The sequence below is a fragment of the Prevotella sp. E13-27 genome, from assembly GCF_023217965.1.
GTDB lineage: Bacteria > Bacteroidota > Bacteroidia > Bacteroidales > Bacteroidaceae > Prevotella.
The window spans coordinates 136,678-154,559 of record NZ_JALPSC010000001.1; the positions used below are offsets into that span (position 1 = coordinate 136,678).

Here is a 17,882-nt window from a genome sequence, read left to right on the forward strand (position 1 = left end):
ATTAAAAACCAATACTATGGACACAAACAATCTGGCATATAGTGCCAACCCCTTGGTGGCTTTCCTGCAGAAACCCGCATCAATGTTTACAATGGCAGACATAGTTCGTTACATCTGCGAGAACGACATCCGCATGGTGAACTTCATGTACCCGGGTGGCGACGGAAAGCTGAAGACGCTAAACTTCGTAATAACCGACCTGCAGTATCTGAACACCATACTTACCTGTGGCGAACGAGTGGATGGCAGCAGTCTCTTCTCTTTCATACAGGCAGGAAGCAGCGACCTCTATGTGCTACCACGGTTCCGCACGGCGTTCCTCGACCCGTTTGCCGAGATTCCTACGCTGACCATGCTCTGCTCATTCTTCGACAAAGACGGTCAGCCACTGGCAAGTGCACCTGAGCAAACACTTCGAAAGGCAGCAGAGGCCTTCCGCAAGGTGACAGGCTTCGAGTTTGAGGCAATGGGCGAACTGGAGTACTATGTCATAGCTGAACAGGAGGAGATGTTCCCTGCCATAGACCAGCGCGGATATCACGAGTCGGCACCCTACGCGAAGACCAGCGGCTTCCGCACGCAGTGTATGAAGTACATAGCCCAGACTGGCGGACAGATAAAATACGGACACTCGGAGGTGGGAAATTTCTCGCTCAACGGCAAGACCTATGAACAGAACGAGATAGAGTTTCTGCCTGTACCAGTGGAGCAGGCTGCCGACCAGCTGATGCTTGCCAAATGGGTGATACGTAACCTCGCCTACGAGTACGGCTACGACGTGACATTCGCGCCAAAGATCACTACCGGCAAGGCTGGCAGCGGACTGCACATACACATGAGAATGACCAAGGACGGAGAGAACCAGATGCTGAGCAATGGTGTGCTCTCAGAGAGTGCACGTCGCATGATTGCCGGCATGATGGACCTGGCACCGTCGATAACGGCTTTCGGCAACAAGAACCCAACGAGCTACTTCCGACTGGTGCCTCATCAGGAAGCGCCGACAAACGTTTGCTGGGGCGACCGCAACCGCTCGGTACTGGTACGCGTGCCATTAGGATGGGCTGCAGACTCAGACATGTGCGCACTAGCCAACCCATTGGAGGAGGCGACTAAGAACTCTACGCTCTACGCTCTAAACTCTAAACTGAATAAACAGACCGTGGAGATGCGCTCACCAGACGGATCGGCAGACCTCTACCAACTGTTGGCAGGTCTGTGTGTGGCATGCCGTCACGGCTTCGAGATGGCAGACGCGCTGGAGATGGCAGAGAAGACCTACGTGAACGTGAACATACACGACGCAAAGAATGCAGACCGACTGGCACAGCTGGCACAGTTGCCCGACTCGTGCGTGGCTTCGGCAGAATGTCTGGAACGTCAACGCAGCGTCTTCGAGGAGCATGGTGTGTTCTCACCTGCCATGATAGACGGCATTATAGCTCAGCTACGCAGTTTTGAAGATACCACCCTGCGCAAGGATACAGAGGTAAAGCCGGAAGAGATTCTCAAGCTCGTGGAGAAATACTTCCAGTGCGGATAAAGGAAAAACTACAAGAGAAGCTTATTTACTTACATCTACAACATCCGAAGCACGATAGATGACTGTTTCGGCATACGTAATGCTGCATGCTGAGAAATAGCCGAGACAGCCACCACTGATGTTGCTCTTTGGGTTGGCACCATTGCCCTGTCCTGCTGATAATGAACGGAAATACTCATAGACAGGAAGGTCAAGGGTCATGAGACTGTATCTTATGGTGTCACCTTCTTGCAACAGGTGCTCCCAGTCCTCGTCATCCTCCTTTGTCTCTTTCGACATCTTCTCACTCATACAGAGCACGTCATTGAAGATGAGTCCGTTGGGATGGCCACGGTCTTCGAAAGTGCCGCTGCGATAGGCTCTGCGCTGCGACTTCTTGCCTTTTAGACGCGGATGGGCCGATGAGCGGTCCACGCGATAGCGAAACTGGTTGCGAACGCCAGGCTGAGGGTCTTCTGCCCAGACCTCATAGACAAGGAAGCGCTCTTCGAGAATGGTCTCCCAGAGAAAGCCTGCCGTCTTTATCTTTGCAGGAAGGGGCATAGTGGATGTAGCCTCGTAGCAATGGCCATCAAGAGTTACGGACAGACGATAGGACTGACCTGGTATGCCGAAGAGGGCGCTACTGTAGCAACGCTTAGATGGGTTGTAGGCAATGGTATGGCTAACGCCGTCGTCGGTAGTTACAGTAACGTTAGCCCCGACGATGCACTCGCCCTGAACGGAGTCGTTCATAGAACGTGTGCGGGTGACAAGCACATTGGTGCCTTCGTTGGACACGCGCCCCTCAATCATGACCAGCGGCGCCACCTCGTGGTAGTCAATGGTTATCTCCTTCTGACAGGAGGTGAGGGCTGCCACAAAGAGCAATGCTAAAAGGCTATATCTAAAGAAAAACATTCTTTTCATCTCTGTTTGATTCTTCTTGTTTTACAAAGCGTGGTTACCACTTAAGTGTGAACGATACCGACGGTATTATGCCGAAGAGCGATGTCTGAATGGCTTTTGTTCCAGATGGTGCATCGTCGTCGTTCTCAAAGCTGATGACATAAGGGTTATAACGGCAATAGGCATTATAGACACCGAAAGCCCACTGACGGGTGAAGCGCTTGCCCACGGTGGTGTGGGTGGCGCTGATATCCAGGCGATGATAGGCAGGCGCACGATAGCCGTTGCGCTCAGCATAGTAATAATAGGTGGTGCCATCGACCTCATATTTCGCACTCGGAGCCGTGAGCGCCTGACCAGTGTTATAGCGCCACACTCCTGAGAACTCCCACCGTCTAGACAACTGATACATTCCTACAATGGCAATGTCGTGACGACGGTCGTTGGATGCGGTGTACCACCTGCCGCCATTGATGCCGTCGATCTTGTTCTCCGACCACGACAGAGTGTAGCTCACCCAGCCCGTAAGCCTGCCCTTGTTCTTATGGGCACAGAGCTCCAAGCCATAGGCACGTCCCTTGCCACCAAGGAGGAGTCGTTCAATCTCAATCTCGGAATAGAACGACTTACCATCGCGATAGTCATAGACATTGCGTATGTCCTTATAATAGGTCTCGACAGAGAAGTCGTAAGAGCCGTCGGCAGTGATGCCCGCCCACCCAAGAGCCACTTGGTCAGCCTGTTCGGGCTTCACAATGTTACTGGTCATGGTATAGCGGTCGAAAGGCATGGACATAGAGCCTGCACGTATGGCATGTATATCCTGAGAGGTACGGCTATAGCCGAATTTCAGGCTGTTATGGCGACCCAAGGGAACCTTAACGCTCACTCGCGGCTCAAGGTCGGCATAGGTTTTGATAAAACTGCCACTCGCAGGATTAATGGTGGACTGTATGTCACCATTGAAATCAATATCATAATAGGGAGAACCTCCAAGGACGCTGAACAGATGGAGTCGCATACCTGCCGAAAGCTCCAGCGCACGACCTATCTTCCACTCATCGTTGAGCCAAAGGGCACTGGTCCATGCCTTACGCGACTCTTTCTCATGCAGCAGGTTGATGTCCCACTCCGCCGATTTAAGTTGCAGGTAGGTGGACTCAAGACCATAGTTCAGCTTGTTAGTCTCAGTCACCTCCAATACCTGACTGTGGTTCAGCGTAAGGTGGCGTATGTAGCCTTTCATCCTGTAGCGTGTGTTGAAAATCTCAATGCCAACATCATCGTTGAAATCACTATAGATGAGGTTTGTGTTTGCATAGTGGTGGTCGCCAAAAGTGTGAAGCCAGTTGACTGTAGCAGCAGTGTTGCCCCACTTCATGTCCATCAGCTCGTCGATGCCCATATTGTCACGCCCATGGAAGAACGACACAGCAAGGAAGTCCTTCGGCGTAAGGCGGAAGTTCAGTCGCATGTTACAGTCGTAGTAGTTCAGCGTATTGTCTTTATAGTCCTCAGTGCCAAGAAGGAACAGGTCCATATAGGAACGGCGACCGGCGAAGAGAAACGACGACTGACCTTTCTTTATAGGACCCTCGGCCTGCAACTTTGCCGACAGCAGGCCAATGGTTCCGCCATAGTGATAGCGCTGCATGTCGCCAGGACGGGTGTCGATATCCAACACCGATGAGGTGCCTCCGCCCAACTGCGCCGGCACGAGGCCTTTATAGAGCGACGCATTGCCCATGGCATCGTCGTTGAACGTAGAGAAAAGGCCCATCAAATGGCCTGCATTGTATATGGTCGCACCATCGAGGAGTATGAGGTTCTGGGCTGCCGTGCCGCCACGCACCTGATAGCCTCCGGCTCCGTCGCCCTCGCTCTTGACGCCAGGCAGCAGCTGTATGCCTTTTATTATGTCGCGCTCGCCAAACAATGCCGGCACCTTCGCAAGGGTGGCCATCTCTATTTTCTCAACACCTATCTGGGTTTCCTCCACACGTTTCATGGCCGAACGCGACGTCACCGTCACCTCCTGCAACGTGTCGTTCATCTCCACATGCTCGCTCTGAGCATTACAACATAGGGATGGAAATGCTAAAAAAAGGAAAAACATTCTTTTCATCGGCTGCAAAGTTACGATTAATTTATATTTTTGCCAAAGGAATATACTATTTACGACATGCTATCACTATTTTTGTCTGTTTTTCTCACGTTTGTAGAGCTTAACTGCGAGAATCTCTTCGACTGCAGGCATGACTCCCTGAAACAGGACACGGAGTTCACGCCTGAGGGCGGCCGTCACTGGACACGCACCAAATACTGGACGAAGCTGAACCATATAGGTCAGGAGATATTATCGTGTTCAGACGATCTTCCCGACATAGTGGCTCTCTGCGAGGTAGAGAACGATACGGTGATTCACGACCTCACGCGCCGCTCGCTGCTTCGCAATGCCGGCTACGAGTACCTGATGACAGAGTCGCCCGACGTTCGCGGCATAGACGTGGCGCTGCTCTATCAACCCATGAGGTTCTTACCGCTGTGCTACGACTACATTGAGGTGGAGCCGCTGAAAGACATGCGACCCACGCGCGACATACTTTATGTAAAAGGTGTGACACAGAAACTTGACACGCTTCACCTGTTCGTTGTTCACGCTCCAAGCCGCTATGGTGGCGAGAAAGCTTCACGACCTTACCGCATGCAGGTGGCGAAGACGCTAATAAAGGCTATGGAACCTCTGAGAGGAAGCAACGTCATCGTAACAGGCGACTTTAACGACTATGCCGACAGCGAGGCAATGAAGTATCTGGAGCGATGTGGACTGACGAACATCAGCCACAATGCCAAGGGCTGCCATGGAACAGCAAAGGGCACATACCGATACAATGGGGAATGGCATTCACTCGACCACTTCCTACTATCAGCACCTCTGCTGCCAAGACTGAAAGATGTATATATCAACGATGCGCCGTTCCTGTTGGAAGAAGAGCCTGTCTATGGTGGCAGACGACCGCGACGCAGCTTCACAGGATTCAGATACAACAAAAACGGATTCAGCGACCATCTGCCGCTCGTCATCCGATTATTATAGTATATATTTGCTTTTATCGCGTTTTTTCACTACTTTTGTAACCGAAAAGAAATACATACAGACAAACATGAAACAGACAATCATTATCACAAGCATGCTGGCGATGGCACTTACGACATCGGCACAGACGGCAAAAGAAGGCGGCATCAGCGAACAGATGCTGCGAGAGATACAGAAAGAGCAGAAGATAGAGGGCGCTGGACAGGTGCTCATGAACGCAGTGGCAGGCAACTCAATTGATGACCTGACACGCAGTCACGCTAACTCAGGCGAGCTGGACACCTACTTCAGTGTGGAGACGAAGAAACAGACAATAACCGACCAGAAGCAGTCGGGACGCTGCTGGATGTTCAGCGGAATGAACGTGCTGCGCGGCGACTTCCAGAAGCGCACAGACTCGCTGACAGTGAGTTTCTCACAGGCATACCTTTTCTTCTGGGATCAGCTGGAGAAAGCAAACCTCATGCTGCAAGGCGTCATAGACACAGGCACAAAACCTATTGACGACCAGCGAGTACAGTTCTTCTTCCACTACCCCATTGGAGACGGTGGCACATTCTGTGGCGTGGCTGACTTGGCTGACAAGTACGGACTGGTGCCAGCAGAGGTGATGCCAGAGACGTTCTCGAGCGACAACACCAACCGAGCAAGGGCTCTCGTAGCATCAAAGCTGCGCGAATATGGTCTGCAGCTGCGTGAGATGGTGCAGAAGGGAAAGAAGGGAAGTGCACTGGAGAAGGCAAAGACACGCATGCTGAGTCAGATATACCACATGCTGCAGTTCACCATTGGCAATCCTCCTACGAAGTTCACATACGCCTTCAAGGACAGCAACGGAAAGGCTGTAGGCGAAGCAAAGGAATACACACCACTGTCGTTCTACAAAGAGACCGTAGGCAAGAATCTCAACGGCACCTTCATAATGGTGATGAACGACCCACGACGCGAATACTATAAGACCTACGAGGTGGAGTATGACCGCCATACCTACGACGGACACAACTGGAAGTACTTGAACCTGCCTATGGACGACATAGAGCAGATGGCAATAGCAGCTCTTAAGGACGGACGCAAGCTCTACTCAAGCTATGACGTGGCAAAGTTCCTCGACCGCAAACGCGGATATGCCGACCTTGAGAACTTCGACTACGGCTCACTCTTCGGCACCACGTTCAGCATGTCGAAGGCCGACAGAATAGCGACATTCGACAGCGGCTCTACCCACGCCATGACGCTCACGGCAGTAGATCTTGACAGCAAGGGCAAGGCAAAGAAATGGAAGGTTGAGAACTCATGGGGCTCATCATGGGGACAGCAGGGTTGCATGATCATGACCGACCGCTGGTTCCGTGAGTTCATGTTCCGACTGGTAGTGCCCAACGAATATGTGCCCGAGAAAATAATGAAGGCCTTCCAGACACAGCCAGTAATGGTAATGCCGGAAGACCCATTGTTCCAGTTCGACGAATAGTCCATTCGACTATAGATAATGACTATAGACTACAGACTTTAGACTATTTGAATAGTCTTTTATCAGCAAGCTTTTCGGCAAGCTGTTCCGACTGTTCAGAGAGTTTGCCTTTGAGATACATCTCAATAATCAGTGAGGCTATCGGAGCCGCCATGTCGGCACCGAAGCCTCCATTTTCTATATATACGGCAACGGCAATCTTGGGATGGCCCATGGGAGCGAAACCAATAAAAGCGGAGTGGTCGCGTCCAGGGTTCTCAATGGTGCCCGTCTTTCCACATATCTTATATTTAGGAGTGTTTATCTTCTCGGCAGTACCCGACTCCACCGCCATCCGCATGCCTTCGATGACAGGCTTATAGGCCTTAGGACTCACCTTCGTGTGACGACGCTCCTTAAAGCGCTTAGCAAGAGGGTGCTCCTTGGTGTCCTTATAGATATGGGGCACATGGTACTCGCCTTTGTTGGCTATCGTCACAGCAAGATTACACATCTGCAACGGCGTCATGGTGACATCGCCCTGTCCCATGCCAGCCCAGATGATGGTCTTGCCGTCCCATCCGTTCTTATAACGACGGTTCAGATAGTTGGAGTTTGCCAACAATCCACCCATCTCGCCAGGCATGTCAATGATTAGCGGTCCACCAAGGCCCATGCTGCGCATATAGTCGCGCCATGTGTCAACAGCCTCATCGCGACTCTCATACATGAACTCGTCGTTAATCATCGAGGCGAAGGTCTGCAGGAACCATGTGTTACACGAGTATGCCAACGCTTCCTTCAAGCTCAAAGGCGAGCTGTGCTTGTGACAGTTTACACGGATGTTGCCGTCAAGGAAACTGCCACTGCACTCAATCTTCATCTCGTCGGTGATGACACCTTCTGACAGCATTGCCAGCGCCTGCGCGGTCTTGAACGTAGAGCCTGGAGCATAAGCCTTGGCAATGGCAAGACTGACGTTAGGTCCCTGTGGTGAGTTCGTTGCCAAACAGAGTATCTCGCCAGTCTCAGGACGTATTGCAACGATGCTGCCCTGCTTTCCCTTTAGAAGTGTCTCACCCAACTGCTGGACAAGAGGACGTATGGTGAGAGGAGCATCAGTAGGCAAGCCCTGGGCTGCTACGGAAATGGCTCCACATGAAAAGGCTATTACTGCAATTATTTTTCTAAACATCTGAGCTGCTGTTTTTGCGACAATTAGTAGTGTTTATAGTAAAGAAAAACGCAACTTCGTGCGAAGTTGCGTCTAAATAGTTGCGGAGGCAAGACTCGAACATGCGACCTCCAGGTTATGAGCCTGGCGAGCTACCAACTGCTCCACTCCGCGATGTTTTTTCAAAAGCGAGTGCAAAGGTACTGCTTTTTTTTTAAACAGACAAACTTTTGTATAACTTTTTTGTAAAAAATCATTTTTTGCCCGTTTTTATTTGGACATTTGAAATAAAAACAATAATTTTGCACACGTCATAGATAATGTGCAATCAATTATGTCAATATCAAAAACTAGACAACTATTAGTTGACGTAGCACGCCAACTGTTCGCAAAGAACGGTTTGGAGAACACAACCATGAACGATATTGCGCAAGCATCGGGCAAGGGGCGTCGTACGCTTTACACCTATTTTAAATCAAAAGAGGACATATACTACGCTGTCATCGAGACAGAGTTGGAACGCCTCAGCGACAAGCTCGACGAAGTGGCTGCGCGCAAAATCAGTCCTCACGAAAAGGTTATTGAACTCATCTACACCCATCTGAACATGATACGTGAGACTGTGGTGCGCAACGGTAACCTGCGTGCCGAGTTCTTCCGCAACATCTGGATGGTGGAGAAAGTGCGCAAGCACTTCGACCTGGCAGAGGTGGAACTGTTCCGCAAGGTGTTTGCCGAGGGAAAAGATGAAGGCGAGTTCGATATTGAGAACGTGAACCTCGTGGCAGACATCTGTCACTACTGTATCAAGGGTCTTGAAGTGCCTTACATCTATGGCCGCATAGCCCACGGAATGAAAGAGGAAGACACTAAGCCACAGGTGGCGAAGTTCGTCTATGGCGCTCTTGGAAAGCAGAAACAAATCTGAGAAAGACAAACATTATCATTATAACAATAGAAGAAAAAGAAAATGGGATTATTAACAGGTAAGACTGCACTCATCACTGGTGCAGCACGTGGCATTGGCAAAGCCATTGCACTGAAGTTTGCCGCTGAAGGCGCTAACATTGCATTCACAGACCTCGCTGTCAACGAAGAGACAGAGAAAGAGATTGCAGCTCTCGGCGTAAAGGCTAAGAGCTATGCATCAAACGCTGCCGACTTCGCTCAGACAGAGGAAGTGGTAAAGGCTGTAAAGGAAGAGTTTGGCTCAATAGACATTCTCGTTAACAACGCCGGCATCACCAAGGACGGACTGATGCTCCGCATGACTGAGCAGCAGTGGGATGCTGTTATCGCAGTAAACCTCAAGTCGGCTTTCAACTTCATACACGCTTGTGTTCCTGTGATGATGCGCCAGCGCGGCGGTTCAATCATCAACATGGCATCAGTTGTAGGCGTTCACGGAAATGCTGGTCAGGCAAACTACGCTGCATCAAAGGCAGGACTCATAGCACTGGCTAAGTCTATCGGTCAGGAGATGGGACCAAAGGGCATCCGCGCCAACGCCATTGCTCCAGGCTTTATTGACACAGCAATGACACAGGCTCTGCCCGATGAGGTTCGCAAGGAGTGGTGCAACAAGATTCCTCTCCGTCGTGGAGGTACTGTTGACGACATTGCAAACTGCGCTGTGTTCCTCGCTTCTGACATGTCAAGCTACATCAGCGGACAGGTCATCCAGGTTGACGGTGGCATGAACATGTAATCAAATAAAAACGCGCTAAAAAAGAATCGGTCGGTACCAAGGTGTACTGACCGATTCTGCTTTTTATAACGTCTGAAATATTAAAGTGGATAGTCCTCGAAAGCGTAGAGTACGGTAGAGAGGTAGCGCTCACCTGTGTCAGGCAGCAGCACCACAATCTTCTTGCCCTTGTTCTCTGGGCGCTTTGCCACCTGAATGGCTGCGTAGAGAGCAGCACCGGCAGAGATACCTACAAGCAGGCCTTCTGACTGGGCAATCTCGCGACCTGTACGGATAGCATCGTCGTTTTCAACATCAAAGACCTCGTCGATGATATCAGAGTTGTAGGTCTTGGGGATGAAGCCGGCACCTATACCCTGAATCTTGTGAGGGCCGCTCTGACCACCGTTAAGAACCGGGCTTGACTTTGGCTCTACGGCAATGACCTGAACATTGGGGTTCTGCTCCTTCAGATACTTACCTGTACCGCTGATAGTACCACCTGTACCAACTCCTGCCACGAAGATGTCCACCTTTCCATCGGTGTCGCGCCAGATCTCAGGACCTGTTGTAGCGTAGTGCTTAGCGGGGTTAGCGGCGTTCTCAAACTGCTGCAGGATAACAGATCCTGGGATTGAGTTGCGCAGTTCCTCAGCAGCGCGGATGGCACCAGGCATGCCGTCCTTTCCAGAGGTGAGACGAACCTCAGCACCATAAGCTTTCACGAGGTTACGACGCTCCACGCTCATGGTCTCGGGCATGGTAAGGATAAGGTGGTAGCCCTTAACGGCAGACACCAGTGCCAGTCCTACGCCCGTATTTCCGCTGGTAGGTTCAATGATGGTTGCGCCGGGCTTCAAGATGCCCTTAGCCTCTGCATCCTCAATCATCGCCAGTGCGATACGATCCTTCACGCTACCGCCAGGATTAAAGAACTCTACTTTGGCAATAACAGGAGTCTCCAGACCCTTTGCCTGTGAATACTTGTTGAGCTCCAGAAGTGGGGTGTTGCCGACGAGCTCAGTCAGCTGCTTTGCAATTTTACTCATAACCTTATCCTTTTTAAAATTAAACAATATTTCATTATTACCTTTTGTCGACATATCGTTATTAAAACTTATTGTTCGACGGTGCAAAGGTAAGGCGTTTTCTGCATACCCACAATACCCTTAGCTTGTTATTCTCATACCATATTTGTGGTATTTCGCTATTTTCTGTCGTTTTTTCGCCCAGTTTGCACTACCTTTGCACCCAGAATCAAGAAGAATTATGGCAATAGATAGTGCAATATTTCGAAGAAGTGAGCTTCTGTTAGGCAAGGAGGCAATGGAACGCATTGCTCAGAAGCGGGTTATAATCTTTGGTGTGGGCGGCGTAGGCTCGTGGTGCGCAGAGAGTCTGGTGCGAAGCGGCATCCACCATTTAACCATTGTAGATAGCGATTGTGTGAGCATCACCAACATCAATCGCCAACTTATGGCAACTACAAAGACCGTTGGACAGCCAAAGGTGGAAGTATTAAAAGAACGTCTGCTCAGCATCAATCCCCAAGCAGAGATAAACGCCCTGCAGCAGATATTCTCGGAAGAGAGTGCCTCTATGTTTTGCTTGGAGAACTACGACTACATCATCGATGCCATCGACTCACTGAAGGATAAGGCCGCTCTTATTCTCTTGGCTTGTAAGACAAATGCAAAACTCTTCTCATCTATGGGCGCCGCATTGAAACTCGACCCCACCCGCATCAAGGTCACTGAGTTCTGGAAGGTGCAGGGCGACCCGTTGGCACGCGCCATCCGCAAAAAATTCAAGGCTCTGAGTAAGCGAGCGGAGAGCGATGCTCGCATCAGCTCTCCCGAGCATGAAGAGGCTCGACCGAAGGTCAAGCATATGGGACAATACCCAGAAAAGAAGTTTCAAGTGGTTTATAGCGACGAACTACTTGAGAACCTTGGCTGTCCGCCTGACGACGAAGAGATCCCCTCAACTTTCAACAAGCCCCAGACCAACGGTTCCCTTTCCCACATCACCGCTATCTTCGGCTTCACATTGGCTGGTCTCGTTATTTCGGACGCAGTGGGACACGCTTCGACTGAAACTGCACACTACTGAACAAATAAGCTCAACTTTCACAAGTTAGATGTTGTTCTGTCTATTTTGTAATTCATTACCAGCAGTTCTGTAATTCAGTTCTGACTAAGCCGAAAACCAAACTCGTCGAGTTTGGTGACCAAAGTCGACGAGTTTGGTCACCAAAGTCGACGACTTTGTAGAATAGTATATTCAGAACTACATCGCGACTAAGTTTCTGCCATGTTACAGTTCAGTCTAAACAATAACACTCCTCTACAAGAGAAGTTAAGCCATACTCTCAAACTCCCGATGCTGTGCTTATGAGAAATCTGAGCAAATAAACTTTTTCTTCCCATAATTTTGCTTATTGTAAAATAATTCTTATTTTTGCAGCAAATATTTTTATAATAGCAATGAGTCCTGTATTCCGTCGCGAAAGCGAATATACGTTTAAGATATACTCCAATGAGGAGGAACGGATGCATATCCACGTCATCTTCAATGGGCATGAAGCCAAATATTGGTTGGAACCTCAAGTGGAGTTAGCGAAGAATACTGGGATTCCTGAACACAAATTGAATGAAATAAAAACGATAGTTGAGAAATATGCAGACAGATTTAAGGAACAATTCCGTCAACACGTTGGTAAGCGTATTGATGATTAATGCACAGGGAATAATGATTTCTGTACAGGGACATGATTATTTCCTGTCCTATAACCGTATCCCTTGGATGCAGGATGCACCAATTCGCAGTGTTCTCAACGTACGAATGTCCGGTCCTGAGGCTATTGAATGGCCTGATCTTGACGTAGACCTTGAAATAGACAGTCTGCGCCATCCCGAACGCTATCCACTTGTCATCAAGCGTAATCCTTTGGATTATGTTGAAGCATAAATACAAATAAGGTATAACCAACTAAAAACGACATGCCTATGAGCAGATAAACATATAATAAGGACATATAGGAACTGAAGCGTCCGCTTGAATCTTGTTATTCGTAAATCGCCAAATTAAGAATAGCACCAAGAGTAAAAGCAAGGATGCTCACGCCGATGGCGTGGGCTTTTACTCGTTTAAGGTAGTTGGGTGTTTGGCGATACCTGTAGAACGTAGACGAAGTAAAATGTCCATGTTTTCTTTTTGTGTCAACTAAAAAGCAGCAACTAACAGAAGGTACAACGAGAGCCGGGGCAACTGCGCCTCGGCTCTCGGAGTTGATAGAGGTTTGGTCATGAAAGCATGACCAGTCGTGTAACTTGCAAATGACCGAGTGTCAAAAGCACCTCAGAACGTGTAGCCGTTCACGCTGTCCCAGTCGGGGTCGGCGGTCAGGCGGATGGTGCCGTTCTGGTCGAGGGCGGTGACGGTGAGTTTGGTCAGCACGTCGTCCTCGGTGTGGGGCAGGGTGAAGATTTCGTAGATGCCGTCGTCGCTGACAGGGCGGATTTCCGTCTGCTTCGAATTCACGCAGCCGCAGCCGTTCTTCGGGCTGAACGTGCTGGAGCTGCCGTGGGCACCTTCTTTACCACCACGCTTTGGATGAGCATCGCCGCCCGCTCGACCTTGGTCGCTTGCTACCGAAGGAACGCAAGAACGGCAAGAACAAGACTTTTCTGTTCATCATTTTAATAGAATTTAATTGTTTTCTGGGACTATTCCCATCCTCAATATAACGTTTCTCTTGACAAATTGAACTGTATTCTGCACAGAAATTGTGTTAATATCCTTCCCCAAATGCAGTTTATTTGAATCATTTTTTGTACCTTTGTAGCCGAAATTTCACATAAATACGTATTTATTATGGCCAGACCGATTAAAGAAACACCCATCCTCTACGGTGAGGACGCACGACGCTTCGAGGCACGCATGAAGGAGCGTCGCCGCATATCGCCCGAAGAACGGGCTGAAATGAAGGCCACTTATGAGGCATTGAAAAGCGTTTGCGACTTCATGTGATATGGAAGACAAGGAGTTTACAGAACGATATACCATTCACTTGGACGAAGACTAGACTTCCTCCCGCCCCCTCTTTACCTCTCAAACAATCTAACCCCACAAATCGAATAACAACTCATGCCCCGCTACCTCCACATACCCCACACTCCCGACACCGCCCGGACCCTGACTCTGAGCGGCAGTAACTGCTTGGTAGTGAGCGGCATGACTACCCCCCCCTAAAATCGGCTACAGGCGCGGAAAAGGGTGCCGAGGCGAAATGTGTCCACAAGGCACGCAGAAGTCCCACAGCGGGGCTGCTGCGTGCCTTGTCGCGTATCTGTGCGTCCATGTGCCCCACATCGCGCTCCCTGCACATGGGAATGCCCACCGACGACGTGGACGTGGACAAGGAGTACCAGCTCATCCCCCTCGACAGTTTATAAACATCATTTTTTATATTAACAAATTAAATTTTCAAGTTATGTTCAGAACAAGATTTATTTCAATGCTCGTGCTGCTCGCAGCAGTAGCCACGGGCGCAACGGCACAGACTACCTACAAAGTCTCTGTGAAGGAAGGCACCGAGGATGCCACCAGTTGGCAGGGCAAGGCCGGCGAAGGCGAGTATCAGGCGCTGCCCCTCACCGGCTTGGAAGCAGGCACGGCGGTCACCGTCAAGTACAACGGCACGAAGAAGGTGAAGAGCGTCAAGGCCAGGAAGAAGGCTGCCGCACTCAGCCTCACCAGCCCCAGCGTGGGACAGGTCATCGGCAGCGACGGCAAGAACTATGCTGCTGCCAGCGTGCCCTCGGGCGTGACCAAAGTGGCAATGATTGCCTACGTGTCCGGCTCCAACGGTCTCGCCATCGCCCTCGCCGACGAAGGCTCGTTGAATTGGGCGACGGCAAAATCCACATGCGAAGCAAAAACACCCGCCTTCACCAACGGCACATGGCACCTGCCCAGCCAGGCCGAGTGGAATAATATGTTCAGTGCCAACGGCGGCGACGAAGAAAGCTACAACGGCCTGAATGCGGCTATCAACAACGCCGGAGGCACAATCTTGCAGTCGGGCTCCTATTGGTCGTCGTCGGAGTACAGTCCAGGCGTCGGCGCCCACTTCGTGCACCTCGACGATGGCGATGTCGACTGGAGCAAAGCCAATGAGGCCCTCGGCCGCAAAGTCCGTGCCTGCCTCGCTTTTTAACCTATTTATCGATTTACCAATTTATCTATTTTAGCCGCGACAGCGGCTTTAGGATAAAGGTAAGTGATCAAGGGAGCCGTCAGGCAAAAGAAATAACATAAAATTAAAACATTAAAGAACAATGAAACATCGATTTCTATACATCATGGCACTGCTGCTGACAGTGGCGACGGGCGCATGGGCACAAGACCCTGACCCCATCGACCTCACGCCCAGTGCCGACGGTACGGTGTGGACACTCAGCACGATGCCCGAATACGACGTCGAGCTGGAAGTGACATACTACACCGATGCCGAACTCGACCAGATGGCAGCCGATGAAGTCATCGCCAAGATAACAGCCATCGGCACCGTGACCTACACTCCTGAGAGCAAGGCCCTCATCGACGCAGCACGCACGGCCTACGACGCGCTGACCGCCGCCCAGCAGGCACTCGTGACAAACTACTCGACGCTGACCGATGCCGAGACCACCTACACCACCGCTGAGGAGACCGCCTACACCGAGGGCGTAGAACTGACCAAGAACCCCGACGGCACGTGGACACTCGCCGCAACTCCCGCCTTCGACGTGGAGCTGGAGATTGAGTACGAGACCGCCCTGGCCCTCTCCGAGACAACGGACAACAGCGCTGCACTGACAGAGTGGGACGGCTACGAGGCCGACGTCACCCTGACGCGCACGCTTGCCGCCGGTTCATACAATACGTTTGCTGCTCCGTTCAGCACCGCCATCCCCGAGGGCTGGACCGTGAAGGAACTAACCAGCGCAACGTTCGCAGACGGAACGCTGACCCTGAACTTCGCCACCGCTGCCAGCATCGAGGCCGGCAAACCCTATCTGGTGAAGGTCGCTGCCAACACCGACCTCTCCACAGCACCCTTCACGGAAGCCATCGTGAGCAAGGATGCACAGCCCTTCACCTCGACCGATGTCGATTTCATCCCCACGCTGGGCGCAACGACCATTCCCGACGGCGACACGAAGAGCGTGCTCTTCCTGGCAGCCAACAACACGCTGCTGAACCCCTCGGAGCTGCCCGCCAATATGAAGGGCTTCCGCGCCTACTTCCAGCTGAAGGGCGAGACTGCCAGCCAGGCCCGCGCCTTCAGCATAGACTTTGGCGACGGCGAGACCACAGGCATCATTGCCATTGGCACTGACAGAGCAGCCAGCACCGACAATGCCACCTACACACTGGACGGCCGCCGCATCAGCAAGGCCACACAGAAGGGTGTCTATATTCAGAATGGTAAAAAGGTAATCATCAAGTAAAGCAAGGAGGACACCGATATGACAAAGAAAGAATATCAGAAGCCCGTGATGGAGGTCATAGAGGCTGACATTGAGCAACAGATTCTGGCCGGGTCTGTTATGAACTTGACGACCTCTGGCCTTGACGATGAGGATGACCTGATTCTTCCCGACGACGAAGAGCCTAAAAGTGGTAATGTTTGGGAAGAAGCTTGGTAACTATTTGTACCATTAGCAACCATCATTCGGGGACGAAGCACTTTCGTATGCTTCGTCCCCGTTTTTTTGTGCCAACGCCTTCAGCCGCACGGGCTACACCTACGTCAACTTCGTCCCCACACTGGACAAGGCCGCAGTAGATGGCGACGTGAAGAGTTCTTGTAGCACCCTTATTCTCTTCATCATATCGGCAAAGGTAAGTGACTGACCATAGATGAAACTTTCTTTCATCTCGTTGTAGTCAGCCTCATAAGCAGACATCAGTTCATCACTTGGCACAATCTGAATATTGGCAGGTAGCTCCTTGTCGTAATCCACATAACCAACATGATAGAACTTGCGACGATGTTCTACAATCTCATGATAGAGCACCAAATCATTAAGAGCTATTTCCGCGTATGGGGTATGCATCAGCTTCTCCAAGTCATAGAAATGACGTGTCATTCTGTGCGTCCTCGGTTCGTCTTTCTGGAACTCCTCGCACAAAAGGAAGGCCTTTTCCAAGTATCATCGCCTTTCGCTCGTCGAGCGAGAAGTCAATCCATTTACTCATTGCTGTATTCCTCTCTTTATAACTTGTCGCATCCATACAGGAGCCAACAATAAATCATATTCTATGGTGTCAGTCTCAGGTGTTTCCGTGAAAAGTTGCCTAATCCTCGTTTCAACATCCTGAGTGATGTTATGCTCACCAATGTTGCGTAATGCCTGTACCAATTCTGGCATCAAACGTCCTCGGAATGCAAAGTTCTTAGGTGCCCCATGCTTCAGAGTCACAGTTCGATTCCCTAATTTCAATTTTCGCCCAGACCCAGTAGTCAGAAAAATAGTATTCATGGGTACTTGCGTTGAGAATCCTAAGCGATTAGCGGCTGTGGCACCCGTTGGTATGACTTTTGCCTTATCTCGTTTGGCAATCTCCTTCACTAATTCGTAAGCAGAAGGGTAAAGGATGCCAAAACGTGTCTTACGTTTTGTATATAAATTATGGTCGGAATGATAACAAATATTTCCGACCGCAAAAATACAAATTTTCTTTCATACAACAATACTTTAAGTGTTGAAATTAAGTTTCATTGGTAAATAATAGCGTTTTTCTTGCTGTATAGATGGCATTCCTATATAGATATGGCATTCCTTTATAAATAATGTGTCGCTTTTTATATTAGGGGGCAATATTGCCAGAAAAGACGACTTCAAGAAGAAAGACAATGAGGACGAACTGTTTTTCGCCCTCAGATGTCATCAGATGGCCAAGACTATGCATGCACCAAAGTATAGGCTCAGGAGATAACAGAACTAATGTAGGTATCGAATTCAGGATCAGATGTCTTTGGATGTTGGGAGA

The 17,882-nt window shown here is 50.3% G+C and carries 20 protein-coding genes and 1 tRNA gene; 12 read left to right on the forward strand and 9 right to left on the reverse strand.

What is annotated here, in order from left to right:
* Positions 1-16 precede the first annotated feature (16 nt).
* Complete coding sequence (locus M1L52_RS00610; RefSeq protein WP_248612898.1) at positions 17-1,543, forward strand: glutamine synthetase family protein; 1,527 nt, start codon at positions 17-19, stop codon at positions 1,541-1,543.
* A gap of 21 nt (positions 1,544-1,564) precedes the next feature.
* On the opposite strand, the gene M1L52_RS00615 is transcribed toward M1L52_RS00610, so the two are convergent.
* Together M1L52_RS00615 and M1L52_RS00620 are read right to left on the reverse strand one after the other, a co-directional pair.
* Positions 1,565-2,452 carry a DUF4249 family protein gene (locus M1L52_RS00615; RefSeq protein ID WP_248612899.1) on the reverse strand — a complete coding sequence of 296 codons (888 nt, stop codon included), beginning with the start codon at positions 2,450-2,452 and terminating at the stop codon, positions 1,565-1,567.
* 34 nt (positions 2,453-2,486) lie between these two features.
* The gene (locus tag M1L52_RS00620; protein WP_248612900.1) at positions 2,487-4,556 is read right to left on the reverse strand and encodes a TonB-dependent receptor plug domain-containing protein; all 2,070 of its coding nucleotides are present in this window, start codon (positions 4,554-4,556) and stop codon (positions 2,487-2,489) included.
* Positions 4,557-4,613: 57 nt separating this feature from the next.
* On the opposite strand from M1L52_RS00620, the gene M1L52_RS00625 reads away from it, so the two are divergent.
* On the forward strand, positions 4,614-5,528 hold the full coding sequence (locus tag M1L52_RS00625) for an endonuclease/exonuclease/phosphatase family protein (protein WP_248612901.1): 915 nt from the start codon (positions 4,614-4,616) through the stop codon (positions 5,526-5,528).
* A gap of 67 nt (positions 5,529-5,595) precedes the next feature.
* Positions 5,596-6,999: an aminopeptidase C gene (locus M1L52_RS00630; RefSeq protein ID WP_248612902.1), complete on the forward strand. Its 1,404-nt coding sequence runs from the start codon at positions 5,596-5,598 to the stop codon at positions 6,997-6,999.
* Between the two features lie 43 nt (positions 7,000-7,042).
* Here the strand turns inward: M1L52_RS00630 and M1L52_RS00635 are convergent, their stop codons facing one another.
* Positions 7,043-8,173 carry a penicillin-binding transpeptidase domain-containing protein gene (locus tag M1L52_RS00635; protein WP_248612903.1) on the reverse strand — a complete coding sequence of 377 codons (1,131 nt, stop codon included), beginning with the start codon at positions 8,171-8,173 and terminating at the stop codon, positions 7,043-7,045.
* 80 nt (positions 8,174-8,253) lie between these two features.
* A tRNA-Met gene (locus M1L52_RS00640) sits at positions 8,254-8,326 on the reverse strand.
* 160 nt (positions 8,327-8,486) lie between these two features.
* Between M1L52_RS00640 and M1L52_RS00645 the strand changes: the two genes are divergently transcribed.
* On the forward strand, positions 8,487-9,080 hold the full coding sequence (locus M1L52_RS00645; RefSeq protein WP_248612904.1) for a TetR/AcrR family transcriptional regulator: 594 nt from the start codon (positions 8,487-8,489) through the stop codon (positions 9,078-9,080).
* A gap of 42 nt (positions 9,081-9,122) precedes the next feature.
* Entirely contained in the window at positions 9,123-9,860 is a 738-nt protein-coding gene (gene fabG / locus M1L52_RS00650; protein ID WP_248612905.1) for a 3-oxoacyl-[acyl-carrier-protein] reductase, read from the forward strand.
* Positions 9,861-9,940: 80 nt separating this feature from the next.
* Here fabG and cysK read toward each other — a convergent pair whose 3' ends face one another.
* A complete protein-coding gene (gene cysK, locus M1L52_RS00655; RefSeq protein ID WP_248612906.1) occupies positions 9,941-10,888 on the reverse strand; it encodes a cysteine synthase A in 948 nt (315 codons plus the stop codon).
* A gap of 220 nt (positions 10,889-11,108) precedes the next feature.
* Here cysK and M1L52_RS00660 point away from each other — a divergent pair, with 220 nt between their 5' ends.
* The 3 genes from M1L52_RS00660 (at position 11,109) to M1L52_RS00670 (ending at position 12,809) form a co-directional block, all read left to right on the forward strand.
* Complete coding sequence (locus M1L52_RS00660) at positions 11,109-11,951, forward strand: ThiF family adenylyltransferase (RefSeq protein ID WP_248612907.1); 843 nt, start codon at positions 11,109-11,111, stop codon at positions 11,949-11,951.
* A gap of 440 nt (positions 11,952-12,391) precedes the next feature.
* Positions 12,392-12,577 (forward strand): DUF4160 domain-containing protein, encoded by a 186-nt coding sequence (locus tag M1L52_RS00665; protein WP_248614548.1) that lies wholly within the window; start codon positions 12,392-12,394, stop codon positions 12,575-12,577.
* Complete coding sequence (locus M1L52_RS00670; protein ID WP_410896773.1) at positions 12,570-12,809, forward strand: DUF2442 domain-containing protein; 240 nt, start codon at positions 12,570-12,572, stop codon at positions 12,807-12,809. Before M1L52_RS00665 ends, M1L52_RS00670 begins: the two co-directional genes overlap by 8 nt.
* Before the next feature lie 390 nt (positions 12,810-13,199).
* Here M1L52_RS00670 and M1L52_RS00675 read toward each other — a convergent pair whose 3' ends face one another.
* A complete protein-coding gene (locus M1L52_RS00675; protein WP_248612909.1) occupies positions 13,200-13,382 on the reverse strand; it encodes a hypothetical protein in 183 nt (60 codons plus the stop codon).
* A gap of 333 nt (positions 13,383-13,715) precedes the next feature.
* Here M1L52_RS00675 and M1L52_RS00680 point away from each other — a divergent pair, with 333 nt between their 5' ends.
* The 4 genes from M1L52_RS00680 (at position 13,716) to M1L52_RS00695 (ending at position 16,534) form a co-directional block, all read left to right on the forward strand.
* Positions 13,716-13,871, forward strand: a complete 156-nt coding sequence (locus tag M1L52_RS00680) for a hypothetical protein (protein ID WP_237821639.1) — start codon at positions 13,716-13,718, stop codon at positions 13,869-13,871.
* 463 nt (positions 13,872-14,334) lie between these two features.
* Positions 14,335-15,060 carry a DUF1566 domain-containing protein gene (locus tag M1L52_RS00685; RefSeq protein ID WP_248612910.1) on the forward strand — a complete coding sequence of 242 codons (726 nt, stop codon included), beginning with the start codon at positions 14,335-14,337 and terminating at the stop codon, positions 15,058-15,060.
* A gap of 121 nt (positions 15,061-15,181) precedes the next feature.
* On the forward strand, positions 15,182-16,336 hold the full coding sequence (locus tag M1L52_RS00690) for a hypothetical protein (RefSeq protein WP_248612911.1): 1,155 nt from the start codon (positions 15,182-15,184) through the stop codon (positions 16,334-16,336).
* 18 nt (positions 16,337-16,354) lie between these two features.
* On the forward strand, positions 16,355-16,534 hold the full coding sequence (locus M1L52_RS00695) for a hypothetical protein (protein WP_248612912.1): 180 nt from the start codon (positions 16,355-16,357) through the stop codon (positions 16,532-16,534).
* Positions 16,535-16,633: 99 nt separating this feature from the next.
* Here the strand turns inward: M1L52_RS00695 and M1L52_RS00700 are convergent, their stop codons facing one another.
* Genes M1L52_RS00700 through M1L52_RS00705 form a run of 3 tightly spaced genes read right to left on the reverse strand, consistent with a single transcriptional unit; the run spans position 16,634 to position 17,566 of the window.
* Entirely contained in the window at positions 16,634-16,978 is a 345-nt protein-coding gene (locus M1L52_RS00700; RefSeq protein ID WP_248612913.1) for a nucleotidyl transferase AbiEii/AbiGii toxin family protein, read from the reverse strand.
* Positions 16,959-17,087 (reverse strand): hypothetical protein, encoded by a 129-nt coding sequence (locus M1L52_RS16340; RefSeq protein WP_262917924.1) that lies wholly within the window; start codon positions 17,085-17,087, stop codon positions 16,959-16,961. Before M1L52_RS16340 ends, M1L52_RS00700 begins: the two co-directional genes overlap by 20 nt.
* Positions 17,084-17,566, reverse strand: a complete 483-nt coding sequence (locus M1L52_RS00705; RefSeq protein WP_317231481.1) for a DUF6088 family protein — start codon at positions 17,564-17,566, stop codon at positions 17,084-17,086. The genes M1L52_RS16340 and M1L52_RS00705 overlap by 4 nt, the downstream gene beginning before the upstream one ends.
* Positions 17,567-17,882: the final 316 nt, after the last annotated feature.